General features: G+C 63.5%; 12 protein-coding genes. 4 read left to right on the top strand and 8 right to left on the bottom strand.

Annotation, left to right across the window (positions count from 1 at the left end):
• Position 1 precedes the first annotated feature (1 nt).
• Positions 2 to 979: an NAD(P)-dependent oxidoreductase gene (locus tag ACLFLU_RS15445; protein ID WP_426413021.1), complete on the top strand. Its 978-nt coding sequence runs from the start codon at positions 2 to 4 to the stop codon at positions 977 to 979.
• A 102-nt stretch (positions 980 to 1,081) separates the two neighbouring features.
• Positions 1,082 to 1,615, top strand: coding sequence for an REP-associated tyrosine transposase (locus ACLFLU_RS15440; RefSeq protein ID WP_426413020.1), 534 nt, complete (start codon positions 1,082 to 1,084; stop codon positions 1,613 to 1,615).
• A gap of 60 nt (positions 1,616 to 1,675) precedes the next feature.
• On the opposite strand, the gene ACLFLU_RS15435 is transcribed toward ACLFLU_RS15440, so the two are convergent.
• Entirely contained in the window at positions 1,676 to 2,530 is an 855-nt protein-coding gene (locus tag ACLFLU_RS15435; RefSeq protein WP_426413019.1) for an aldo/keto reductase, read from the bottom strand.
• Between the two features lie 330 nt (positions 2,531 to 2,860).
• Positions 2,861 to 3,775 (bottom strand): LysR substrate-binding domain-containing protein, encoded by a 915-nt coding sequence (locus ACLFLU_RS15430; RefSeq protein ID WP_426413018.1) that lies wholly within the window; start codon positions 3,773 to 3,775, stop codon positions 2,861 to 2,863.
• Positions 3,776 to 3,904: 129 nt separating this feature from the next.
• Here ACLFLU_RS15430 and ACLFLU_RS15425 point away from each other — a divergent pair, with 129 nt between their 5' ends.
• Both ACLFLU_RS15425 and ACLFLU_RS15420 read left to right on the top strand, forming a co-directional pair.
• A complete protein-coding gene (locus ACLFLU_RS15425; protein ID WP_426413017.1) occupies positions 3,905 to 4,843 on the top strand; it encodes a ring-cleaving dioxygenase in 939 nt (312 codons plus the stop codon).
• A complete protein-coding gene (locus ACLFLU_RS15420) occupies positions 4,840 to 5,460 on the top strand; it encodes an alpha/beta hydrolase (protein WP_426413016.1) in 621 nt (206 codons plus the stop codon). The genes ACLFLU_RS15425 and ACLFLU_RS15420 overlap by 4 nt, the downstream gene beginning before the upstream one ends.
• A gap of 46 nt (positions 5,461 to 5,506) precedes the next feature.
• On the opposite strand, the gene ACLFLU_RS15415 is transcribed toward ACLFLU_RS15420, so the two are convergent.
• From ACLFLU_RS15415 to ACLFLU_RS15390, 6 genes are all read right to left on the bottom strand, one after another.
• Positions 5,507 to 6,481: a magnesium transporter CorA family protein gene (locus ACLFLU_RS15415; RefSeq protein ID WP_426413015.1), complete on the bottom strand. Its 975-nt coding sequence runs from the start codon at positions 6,479 to 6,481 to the stop codon at positions 5,507 to 5,509.
• Positions 6,482 to 6,844: 363 nt separating this feature from the next.
• Entirely contained in the window at positions 6,845 to 8,338 is a 1,494-nt protein-coding gene (locus ACLFLU_RS15410; protein ID WP_426413014.1) for an ABC transporter substrate-binding protein, read from the bottom strand.
• A gap of 57 nt (positions 8,339 to 8,395) precedes the next feature.
• Complete coding sequence (locus tag ACLFLU_RS15405) at positions 8,396 to 9,400, bottom strand: ABC transporter ATP-binding protein (RefSeq protein ID WP_426413013.1); 1,005 nt, start codon at positions 9,398 to 9,400, stop codon at positions 8,396 to 8,398.
• Entirely contained in the window at positions 9,397 to 10,410 is a 1,014-nt protein-coding gene (locus ACLFLU_RS15400) for an ABC transporter ATP-binding protein (RefSeq protein ID WP_426413012.1), read from the bottom strand. The genes ACLFLU_RS15405 and ACLFLU_RS15400 overlap by 4 nt, the downstream gene beginning before the upstream one ends.
• A 2-nt stretch (positions 10,411 to 10,412) precedes the next feature.
• The gene (locus ACLFLU_RS15395) at positions 10,413 to 11,306 is read right to left on the bottom strand and encodes an ABC transporter permease (protein ID WP_426413011.1); all 894 of its coding nucleotides are present in this window, start codon (positions 11,304 to 11,306) and stop codon (positions 10,413 to 10,415) included.
• Entirely contained in the window at positions 11,303 to 12,253 is a 951-nt protein-coding gene (locus tag ACLFLU_RS15390; protein WP_426413010.1) for an ABC transporter permease, read from the bottom strand. The genes ACLFLU_RS15395 and ACLFLU_RS15390 overlap by 4 nt, the downstream gene beginning before the upstream one ends.
• Positions 12,254 to 12,268: the final 15 nt, after the last annotated feature.

Here is a 12,268-nt window from a genome sequence, read left to right as displayed (position 1 = left end):
AATGTATCATCCGCTCGGCCGCACGCTGCTGGAAGAGGCCGGCGCTGAAGTGGTCGTGGTCGATAGCAGTGACGTCGCAGAGTTGAAGCAATCTCTCCGCGATGCGCTTGTCCTGTGGGTACGTGCGCCGGAGAAGGTAACCGTCGATGTTCTGGACGCTGGCGAGCATCTCATTGCAGTCTCGTCGTCGGGCTTTGGCACCGATAACATCGATATCGCGGCCGCCAGCGCACGCGGGATTCTGGTCGTCAATCATCACGGATTTGGCCGCGTGCCCGTTTCCGAGCATGCCATTCTGCTCATCCTCGCTTCCATGAAGAGACTGGTGTGGGGTGACCAAGGAGTCCGCGACGGTACGGCCTGGGCGGTACGCTCGAACTTGTCGCTTGAAGAACTTGGCGGCAGCACAGTAGGCGTTGTCGGCATCGGATTTGTCGGTTCCGAAGTGGCGCGCAAGCTTAGGAGCGGCTTTGGCTGCCGCGTGATCGGCTACGACCCATATGCCGATCCGCGTCTTACGAGCCTGGCAGGTGTCGAAATGGTCCCCGATCTCTGCGACCTGCTAACCAAATGCGATGTGCTTGTCCTGACTCCATCTTTGACGGACGAGACACGCAACATGATCGGGGCGGCCGAACTCGCCAAGCTTCCCAAGGGAGCCGTTGTCATCAATGTTGGTCGAGGTCGCGTGTTGGACCTCGACGCATTGGCCAGCGCCTTGGACCGTGGACACGTGTTCGCCGCTGGGCTCGACGTCTTCTATCCAGAACCTCTACCAATCAACCACCCCTTGCTTTCGAGCGATAAAGTAACCTTTTCCCCCCATGTCGCGGGCAACACTACGAACGCAACGGAAGGACTGTCCCGATCGGCAGCCGAACAGATATCCGCATGTCTTAGGGGCGAGATGCCAAGGTTTGCAGTGAACCCGGAGGCGTGGACTGGGTCGATTTCAAGACGCCCGATGATAAGCGCTTGACGTCGGGTTTGGCCCAAATCGGCGGTTCGAGGATGGGCAGCTCGTAGGATGGGTTGAGCTCTTGCGAAACCCATCATCCTTGTTTCGTGGTAGTGTCACGCCATGACCGCCTACCGTCGCAACTTCGCTCCGGGTGGATGCTTCTTCTTCACCGTCAATCTGGCGGAACGGAAGCTATCGTTGCTGACAGATCATGTCGAGCTGCTGCGCGCGGCGTTTCGTGAGACACGCCAACGCCACCCAATCACGATCGACGCCATCGTGGTGTTGCCCGATCACCTTCACACCGTATGGACACTACCTGAAGGTGACGCCGATTTTGCAACGCGCTGGCAATTGATCAAGTCCGCCTTTTCGCGCCGTCTGGCGCGAAACGAACGGATCTCCCGAAGCCGCGCGGCAAAAGGCGAACGGGGCATCTGGCAACGCAGATATTGGGAACATACTATTCGCGACGAAATCGATTTTGCCCGTCATGTCGACTATGTTCATATCAATCCGGTCAAGCACAGGCTCGTCGACCGGGTTCGCGATTCGGCACCGTCCTCGTTTCATCGCCACGTGGAGCTTGGCAACTATCCTTCCGATTGGGCAGGCGATCAGTGGGATGATGGCCGCGATTACGGCGAGCGGTGATGGCGAAGAGATGGGTTTCGCAAGGGCTCAACCCATCCTACGAGCTTATTTGGCCGCGCCTCATCCCAAATCGTGCAGGTCCTTCGGCTCAAGTTTTTGGGCGGCCGCAAGCACATTATCTTCCAGATGTTCGATGGATCGGGTGCCCGGGATTGGCAACATAACAGGTGATTTAGCGAGTAACCACGCGAGGGACAGTGCCGCCTGCGAGAGACCGCAACGAGAGGCGACTTCCTTTATCTTTTGCGCTTTCAGACCACGCCTTCCGCCCAAGGGATACCAAGGCAGAAAAGCAATTCCGAGACGCTCGCAGGCGGCGAGCACATCTTCGCTTGTTTTGTTTCGCAGGTTGTACGCGTTCTGAACCGACACGATTGGTGCGATGGAGCGCGCGGCCTCTAGCTGGGCGACCGTGACATTGGAGACGCCTATGTGGCGAATTTTGCCCACGCGCTGCAAATCCGCCAGCGCTCCTACCGACTCTGTGAATGGGACGTTAGGGTCAGGCGCATGGAGTTGGTACAAATCGATCCGATCCAACCGCAACCTTTGCAAACTACCTTCAAGTGCCCGCCGCAAATGGTCCGGGCGACCGTCTGGGACCCAAGATGCGCGTCTCGGTCTCACCAACCCGCCTTTCGTGGCGATAACCAGATCCGGAGGGTAAGGATACAGCGCTTGCGAGATCAATGACTCATTCGCTTTGGGGCCATAACTATCCGCGGTGTCGATAAAATTTATGCCAAGCTCGACCGCTCGACGCAAAACCCGATTGACGTGCTGTCCATCCCTTGGCCATCCCCAGGCATAATGTCCCAACAGACGCATCGCGCCGAAGCCCAACCGGTTAACTTTCAAGTCACCGATTTCAATTTTTCCGGCAAGCGCTGCATCCTTGAGGGATGACTGTTTCACCGGCAACTCCATTTTGTAGCATTCGCAACGCACATCCCATGCACTCTCAGAACAGATCAACTTGCCAGTGGTCGCGCGCAAAGGATCGTTTGGGCGACGTCGATCGTCAAGCGAGAGACAAGCATAAGAGCTAAGCTGTGGGCCGTCTTTACGCCCGCGGGAGTTGCATCTACACTGGCTGAAATTGCAATTTTTAGCCTGCGATGCCAAGCGCCCTTACAGCGAGTAGTCAGCTTATGGCCCTTCTCGGGCCTTATGCAAAACGTTCGCCCCTCCACCGCTGCTAGGATAAGCGGACATCGCGGATTTCATGAGCACGCGCGCCCAGCTTCAGCGCGTCGCCACGCGCGCCTCCTCCTCCTCACGCCCAAACCGCTCGACCAGAAAATCAATGAAGAGCCGCACCTTCACCGACAGGTGCCGCGTCGGCGGATACACCGCATAGAGCGCGAGCGGCGGCGCGGAATAATCGTCCAGCACGGTCCGCAACTCGCCTTTCCGCAAGGCATCCGCGGCAATGAACTCGGGCAGCAGCGCAAGCCCCCTGCCCTTGATTGCGACATCGCGCAGCACCTCGGCATTGTTGACGCAGAGCGACCAGGCCGGCTGGATCCAGTGGTCTCCGTCGGCGCCAGTCAGCTTCCACTGATTGCCGGTGAGCAGAAAACCGTAAGTCAGCGATGCGTGGTTGCGTAGATCCTGCGGATGTCTCGGTGTGCCGTGGCGCGCCAGGTAGTCGGGCGAGGCGCAGATCTTCCGCGGCACCGGCATGACCTTGCGTGCGATCAGGCTGGAGGATTCCAGCTCCGCAATGCGCAGCGTCACGTCAAAGCCGTCCTGCACGGGATCGAGCAGATCATCACTGAGCACGATCTGGAGCTGAAGCTCCGGGTATTGCTTCATGAAGTCGGCCAGCACGGGACCTAACCGCATCGTGCCGAACGACATCGGCGCATTGACGCGCAACAGGCCGCGCGGCGCCGACTGTGCCTGCGTCACGGCCTGATCGGCCGCCTCGATCTCCGAGAGGATCACGACCGCACGCTCGAAATAGCGCTGGCCGTTCTCGGTCGGGCTCGCATGCCGCGTGGTCCGGTTCAAGAGCTGGACGCCGAGGCTCTCTTCGAGGTCGGCGATGTATTTGCTGATCGCCGAGCGCGACAGCCGGAGCTGCCGGCCGGCTTCGGCAAAGCTGCCGCTTTCGACCACCTTCACAAAGGCCCGGAGGCTGCCGACCTTATCCACGGGGACATCCGGCGGATTGTTTCCAAATCGTAGACATAGCCGTCATATTTGCATGGATTGTCTCCAATCCAAAGCGGAACGATATTTCGGTCCAGAGCAAGACCGCTCCGCTAGATCTGGAGGACGACAATGTCTGGACTGCACCATGTCACCGCGATTGCCGGCGATCCCATCCGCAATTTCGGCTTCTACACAAGGGATCTCGGCCTGCGCTTCGTCAAGAAGACGGTCAATTTCGACGATCCTGGCACCTATCATTTCTATTATGGCGACGAGACCGGCCGCCCCGGCACCATCCTGACCTTCTTTCCGTGGGCCGGCGTGTCGCCCGGCCGCCGCGGCGTCGGCGAGACCCATCAGACCGCCTTCCGCGTGCCGCAGCGCTCGCTCGGCTACTGGACGCAGCGCTTCATCGAGAAGGGCATCGCCTATGAGGCGCTGGAGAAGCGCTTTGGCGAAGCCGTGCTGCCGTTCACCGATCCCGATGGCATGGCGCTCGCGCTCGTCGGCATTCCCGGCGCCGAGAACGAGCCGGGCTGGAGCAATGGCGACGTCCCGGCGGAGCACGCGATCCGCGGCTTCCACGGCGTGACGCTGCTGCTCGACAACGCGGCGAAGACGGCCGCCGTCCTCACCGACGTGTTCGGCTTCAAGGAGACCGGGCGCGAAGGCTCGGTGATCCGCTTCAAGGCGCCGGGCGATGCCGAGGGCAGCGTCGTCGACATCTACGAAGCCAAGGGCTTTCTGCGGGGACATCAGGGTGGCGGCTCCGTGCATCACATCGCGTTCCGCGCGGCCGACGATACCGAGCAGGGCAAGATGGCGCAAAAGCTCGTGAGCAATCACGGCCTGCATCCGACCGAGCAGAAGGATCGCAACTACTTCCGCTCTGTCTATTTCCGCGAGCCCGGCGGCGTGCTGTTCGAGATCGCGACCGATATCCCCGGCTTCGCAGTCGACGAACCCGTCGCGACGCTCGGACGCGACCTGAAGCTGCCGAGCAGCCTCGAACAGCATCGCAAGCAGATCGAGGGCGTCCTGCCGAATTTGGAAGAGACCGCGTCATGACCGACTTCATCCATCGTTTCGAGCCCGCGACCAACGCGGGCTCTCCCCCGCTCCTGCTGCTGCACGGCACCGGTGGCGACGAGAACGATCTGCTCGGGCTCGGCAAGATGATCTCGCCCGGCTCCGCCCTGCTCTCGCCGCGCGGCCGGGTGCTCGAGCACGGCATGCCGCGCTTCTTCCGCCGGCTTGCGGAAGGCGTCTTCGACGAGGAGGATTTGCGCCGGCGTGCGTTCGAGCTCGGCGAGTTCGTCGCCGACGCACGGAAGCAGTACGGCATCGCAGCACCGGTTGCGGTCGGCTTCTCCAACGGCGCGAACATCGCGGCCGCGCTGTTGCTACTCAAGCCGGACGTGCTTGCTGGCGCGATCCTGCTGCGCGCCATGGTGCCGCTGTCCGATCCGCCGAAGGCGGAGCTTGGCGGCAAGCAGGTGCTTCTGCTGTCCGGGCAGGCTGACCCGATCGTGCCGGCGAGCAATTCGGCGCGGCTGGCAGCGCTGCTGTCCGAGGCAGGAGCGCGCGTCGACCACAAGGTCCTGCCGGCAGGTCATCAGCTATCGCAGGCCGACGTCACCCTCGCCCGCGCCTGGATCGGCAGCGTCGACGCGAAAGCGGCATAATCCAGCAAGCGGCGCACCGTTTCGGACGGTGCGCCGCTGCTTTACTTCACTCGAACCAGCCGCGCCGCTTGAACCAGATCAGCGGCAGCACGCCGCTGGCGACGATCGCGAGCAGCGACAACGGATAACCGAACGTCCAGCTCAGCTCCGCCATGTTCTTGAAGTTCATGCCCCAGACACCGACCAGGATCGTGGGCGGCACACCGACCACGGACACGATCGTGAGCACCTTGAACATCTCGTTCTGCTGGATGTTGATGAAGCCGAGCACGGCATCGAGCAGAAGCTGGATCTTGTCCGACAGTCGCGTCTCGTAATCGCCGAGCGAAGCGACGTCCTTCGAGACAGCTTCGAGGCGTTTCCTCGACGCCGCCGTAATCCAATCGCTCCCGACATTGTCGGCATAGGATGCGATACGCCCGACGCCGAGCAGGACATCGCGCGCCTTGGCGAGGCGGTCGGCCAGCTCGCCGACATTCTCCAGCGCCTCGCGCATCCTGCGGCTGGAGCGAACGGGCCGCCTGGTGCGAACGAGGCCGCCCTTGAAGACGCCGCGCGAGAGCTGGTCGACCTTTGCGCCGAGGTGCTCCAGAGCGTCGGCGCCGCGGTCGATCATGGCCTCGAGCAGGCTGGTGAACACGCACATGCCGTTCTCGAGGCTGTCGTCGGAGGCGACGCGCTTGCTGATCTGGTCGAAGATCGGGAGCTCCGCAAAGCGCACCGTCACCAGCACATGCGGGCCGATGACGAACCCCACCGGCGTGATCTCGGCCTCGTTGTCCTCGTTGAGCCGGACCGCCGGCGTGCTGAGATAGAGCGTGCCATGCTCGAAAATCAGGCGGCTGGACGCCTCGATCTCGCTGAGCGATTCCTCGGACGGAATCCGTATCTTGAGCATTTGCTCGACGAAACGCTTTTCCTCCGCGGTCGCGTTCAAGAGATCGGCCCAGATGATCTCCGAGGGCATTTCCGCGCCGATGCCTTGCCAGTCGTCGGACGGCCACCTGTGCAGCTTCAGCAATGACCGAACTCCGTTTGCCCTCGCGCCGGATCGTACGGATACGGCCAACCTGCGCCGGGCCAACGCATGAGGGTTTCAATCGTTCAACGTCGGGGGATCAGCAGAGGGGCGCCCTCAGATGGAAGCGGGCGCGGCCTTCTTCGATGATGCCATCATGCCAGTGTTTTGCCCGACGGGTCAAATGGTACGGCCGACTTGCGCAAACCACTGAGTGGGTCGCGCAAGCCATTGAAAGAACTGGCCCCGGCTACTGTGCATGGGGTTGTTTTGCGGGTCTTGTTTTGATGCAACCAAGAAAAATGACCTCTCCCCGACGGGGAGAGGTCAAAATTTCGATGTCAGATTTAACTTGGGTGACCGGGTCTATTCCCAGGACCAGGCCGAGAAATCGTTCTCGAACTGCGGGACTTCCTTCCAGACGCCCTTCAGCTTCTTGTTGATGACCGTGGGCCATTGCGGCTGGAACAGGAAGCCGGCCACCGCGTCGGTCGCCAGCATTTTCTGGGCATCGCCGAGCAGTTTTGCGCGGCCGGCCTCATCCGGCGTCGACACGATCTGCTTGTAGAGCGCGTTGAACGCCTCGCTGTTGTAGCCGAGGTAGAAGTCGGGCTCGGTCAGCTTGACGAGATCGAACGGCTCGACATGGGAGACGATGGTGAGGTCGTAATTGTGCGGCCCGTTGGGGGCGAAGGCCTGCGACAGCCACTGCGCCCACTCGACGTTCTCGATCTTGGCGTTGATGCCGACCTTGGCGAGCTGGGCTGCGAGGATCTCGCCGCCCTGCCGCGCGTAAGGCGGCGGCGGCAGCTTCAGGCTGAGCTCGAGCGGCGTGGTGATGCCGGCCTCGGCCAGCAGCTTCTTCGCCTTCTCGGGGTCGTAGGGATTGACCGCGGTGGTGTCGACATAGCCGAGCGAACCCGGCGTGTAGAAGCTGCCGATCGGCGTGCCGAAACCTTCGACCGAGCCGTCGATCATCGACTTCCGGTCGATAGCGGCGAGGATCGCGCGGCGCACCCGCACGTCGTCGAGCGGCTTCTTCTTCTCGTTGATGGCGACGATGGTCTTGGCCTTGGAGCCGCCGACCAGCACGGTGAAGCGTGGATCGCTCTTGAACTGCGCAACGCCGCGGGTGGTGACGCGCGGGAACGCGTCGACGTCACCGGACAGCAGCGCCGCGATCTGCGCGGCGGGATCGCCGATGAAGCGGATCGTCACCTTGGACAGCTTGATCGCGGAGGCGCCCCGATAGTCGGCCCATTTGTTCAGCGTGAGCGAAGAGCCCTTGACCCAGGCCCCTAGCTGGTACGGTCCGGTGCCGACCGGCTGCGTCACGTTGGTCGCAGCACTCTTCGGCTCGACGATCGAGCCGCTCGCCTGCCCGAGCAGGAACGGCAGGTTCGGCTCGGGATATTTCAGCGTGAGCGCGATCGTCTCGGCGTCGGGCGCGTCGATCTTCTCGAAGGCCTGGAACAGGCTCTTGTCCTTGTTGGTGCTGTTCGCGGCCGCGTTGCGCTCGAACGAGAATTTGACGGCGGCGGAATCGAAGGCTTCGCCGTTGTGGAATTTGACGCCCTTGCGCAGCTTGAACGTATAGGTCTTCAGGTCGGGCGATGCCGTCCAGCTCTCGGCGAGCAGCGGCGAGACCGAGCCGTCCTCGTTGATCTTGGTCAGGGTCTCGTAGATGTTGTAGAGCGTGACCTCGGCGATCGCGGCGGCGGCGGCGTTGGTGGGATCGAGCCCCGGCGGCTCCAGCGTCATGCCCATGACGACGCTGTCCTTCTTGCTCTGCGCCAGCACCGGCAGCGGCGCCGCGGCCAATGCTGCGGCAAAAACGACGATCGATAGCTTCTTCAACATGCCTAACTCCCCGGCCTTCTTCTGTCGTCCTGAGGCTATGCCAACCTGCAGCCGACATTAACCTTCCATGCCCGCCTGCGGCAATGCCATCACGGCCTCCGCCTTGTGGCAGGCGGCAAGGTGTCCCTCGCCCACCCTGCGTAGCAAGGGCGGAACCTCGCGGCAATGCTGATCGGCGAGCTGACAGCGCGCGACATAGGGACATCCAGTCGCGGCCGCCGATTGCGAGGCGATCGCCTGGGCCCCGCGCCGCCGCCGGCCGCCGCCGGCGCGTGCGCGCGGCACCGCGTCCAGCAGCGCCCGCGTATAGGGATGAGCGCAGCGCTCGAACAGATCCTCCGGCCGCCCCTGCTCGACGACCCGGCCGAGATACATCACCGCGACCTCGTCGCAGAGATAATCGACCACGGCGAGGTCGTGGCTGATCAGGATGTAGCTGAGGCCGAACTGCTCCTGCAGGTCCTGCATCAGGTTCAGCACCTGCGCCTGCACGGAGACATCGAGCGCGGAGACCGGCTCGTCCGCGACGATCAGCTTCGGCTGGGTGATCAGCGCGCGCGCGATAGCGATGCGCTGCCGCTGTCCGCCGGAGAATTCATGCGGGTATTTGTCCATGTCCGCGTCGCGCAAGCCGACCTGCTTCAGCACCGCAGCGACGCGGGCGCGGAACGTGGTGCGGTCGGCGTCATCGAGCACCGTGAGCGGCTCGGCGACGATGCGCGCAATGGTCTGGCGCGGGTCGAGCGATCCATACGGGTCCTGGAACACCATCTGGAAATCGCGCCGCGCACGGCGCAATTCATCCGGAGAGATGCGGTTGAGATCGCGGCCGAGCAGCGTGACCTGTCCCGCGGTCGGCCGCTCCAGCGCCATCACGACGCGCGCAAAGGTCGACTTGCCGGAGCCGGACTCGCCGACAATGCCGAGGCTCTTGCCGGCAGAGACCTGCACGCTCACGCCGTTAAGCGCACGCACCTGGCCGGGCGGACGGAACAGGCTTTCGCGCGGCAGCGTGTAGCGCTGCTCGAGATCTCTGACGTCGAGAAGCGGTGCTGCGGTCATGCGGACAGCGCCCCGACATGCGCGGCCATCGAGACGTCGGTACGCACGCAGCGCACGACGTGACCGGGGCCGACTTCAACCATCGGCGGCAGCGCCGCGCGGCATTTGTCCTCGACCAGCGGACAGCGCTCGCCGAAGGCACAGCCCACCGGCAGATCGGCGAGCTCCGGCACCGTACCCGAGATCGTCGTCAGCCGCGTCCCCTTGCGCGCGCCAAGCCGCGGACGCGCGCGGAACAGGCCCTGCGTGTAGGGATGGCCCATGCGGCGGAACACCTCGTCGGTCGGCCCGCTCTCGACGACGGTGCCACCATACATCACCATCATACGCTGCACGTTCTCGGCGATGACGCCGAGATCGTGCGAGATCAGGATCATCGACATGCCGCGCTCCTCGACGAGGTCGGCGATGAGATCGAGGATCTGGCCCTGGATGGTGACGTCGAGCGCGGTGGTCGGCTCGTCCGCGATCAGGAGATCAGGCTCGCAGGCCAGCGCCATCGCGATGGTGACGCGCTGGCGCTGGCCGCCCGAGAACTGGTGCGGATAGGCATCGATGCGCTTGGCAGGATCAGGCAGCCCGACTCGGTCGAGCAAGGCGATCGCTTCTTTCCGCGCCTGTGCGCCGGAATATTTCTTGTGACGCCGCAATGGCTCGGCGACCTGATGACCGATCGTGTGCATCGGGTTGAGCGCCGTCATCGGCTCCTGGAAGATCATGCTGATGCGGTTGCCGCGCAAGCCGCAATAGTCCGCATCCGGGAGCCGCGCGAGCTCGCTGCCGTCCAGCTTGATGCTGCCGGTGATGAGCGCGCTATCCGGCAGCAATCCCATCAGCGACAGCGCCGTGACCGACTTGCCGCAGCCGGATTCGCCGACGAGCCCGAGCGTCTCGCCGCGCTTCAGCGCAAAACTGACGCCGCGCACGGCCTGCGCCGGGCCGCGGCTGGTATTGAGGCGGACGCCGAGATTGTCGACTTCGATCAGCGGCATGGTTGCAGGATCAGCCATGGTCACCGCTCCCGCGCCAGTCGGGGATCGAGCAGATCGCGCAGGCCGTCGCCGAGCAGATTGAGACCGAGCACGGCGATCGCGATCGCCGCACCCGGATAAACTGCGAGCATCGGCGACTGGAACAGCATGGTCTGCGCGTCATTCAGCATGCGGCCCCAGGACGGCTGCGGCGGCTGCGTGCCGAGGCCGAGATAGGACAGCGCCGCCTCGGCGAGAATGGCGAGCGCGAACTGGATGGTCGCCTGCACGATCAGGATCGACAGGATGTTCGGCAGCACGTGCTCGATGGTGATGCGGAAGGCGCCCTTGCCCGAGGCGCGCGCGGCCAGCACGAATTCGCGCGCCCAGATCGCGTTGGCCGAGCCGCGCGTCAGCCGGGTCAAGGTCGGGATCTGGAAAATGCCGATCGCGATGATCGAGGTCAGCATGCCCGGCCCCGCGACCGCGGCGAGCATGATCGCCGAGAGCACCGCCGGAAAGGCGAAAGTGAAGTCGGAGAAGCGCATGATGATCTCTTCGGTCCAGCCGCGCTTGGCCGACGCGATCAGGCCGAGGCAGACGCCGAAGGTGAGGCCGATGCTGACCGCGATGATGCCGACCAGGATGGTCGAACGCGCGCCGGCGAGCAGCAGCGAGACGATGTCGCGGCCAAAGGAATCGGTGCCGAGCCAATGCGCGGCCGAGGGCGGCCGCAGTTTCGAGGCAATATCGATCTCGTAGGGCGACCACGGCGTCCACACCAGCGAGAGCGCGGCCGAGGCGACCACCAGCAGGCTGAGCACGCCGCCCAGCACAAAACTGCGATGCCGCAGCGCGCGGCCCCAGAACGTCTTGGCCGGGAGAGGCCGCGTTGCGACCGGCGCGTCAACCGGAGTGGAAAGCTGCGCGCTCACAGGTCGTGCACCTTGATGCGGGGATCGATGAAGGCATAGAGCACATCGACCACGAAATTGACGATGACCACCATGGCTGCGAGCAGCATCACGCAATTGCGCACCACGATCAGGTCGCGGTTGGCGATCGACTGGAATATGAGACGACCGAGGCCCGGCAGATAGAACACGTTCTCGATCACGATCGTGCCGGCGAGCAGGTTCGCGAATTGCAGGCCCATCACCGTCATCACGGGGATCATCGCATTGCGCAGCACGTGGCTCCATAGCACCTCGCGCCTGCCGAGCCCCTTTGCGCGCGCGGTGCGGACGAAATCTTCGCGCAGCACTTCGAGCACGGCCGAGCGCGTGACGCGGGCGAGGATCGCGGCCTGCACCACGGCAAGCGAGACTGACGGCAGCAGCAGCGATTTGACGCCGGGCCAGATGCCGTCATCCCAGCCTGCAAAGCCGCCCGCGGAGAGCCATTGCAGCCGCACGGCGAACAGCAACACCAGGAGAATGGCGAACCAGAAGTTCGGCAGCGCGATGCCGATCTGGGTTAGCGACATCACGCCGACGTCGCCGAGTTTGTTGTGGTTCGCCGCGGTGTAGATGCCGGCCGAGAGCGCCAGCACCACCGTGATCAGCATCGACATGATCGCGAGCGGAATGGTCAGCACCATTCGCTCCGCGATCAGGCTGCCGACCGGCGTGCCATAGACATAGGAATTGCCGAGATCGCCGACGACGAGCCCCTTGATCCATTGCAGGTAGCGGACCGCCAGCGGCTGATCGAGCCCCAGCTTGACCGTGAGCGCGCGCACCGCGTCGGCCGAGGCGTCGGCGCCCATCAGCATCTGCGCGGCATTGCCGGGCAGCGCATCCAGCACCAGGAAAATGATCACGGATGCGCCGACCAGCGTCGCCAGCAAAGTCAGGACACGTCGGAGGACAAATACGCTCATGCGCGGTCGGATTCA

The sequence above is a fragment of the Bradyrhizobium ganzhouense genome (assembly GCF_049949285.1).
Lineage (GTDB): Bacteria > Pseudomonadota > Alphaproteobacteria > Rhizobiales > Xanthobacteraceae > Bradyrhizobium > Bradyrhizobium ganzhouense.
Note: the sequence above shows the minus strand (reverse complement) of the source record. Positions and strands in the feature narration are given on the sequence as shown.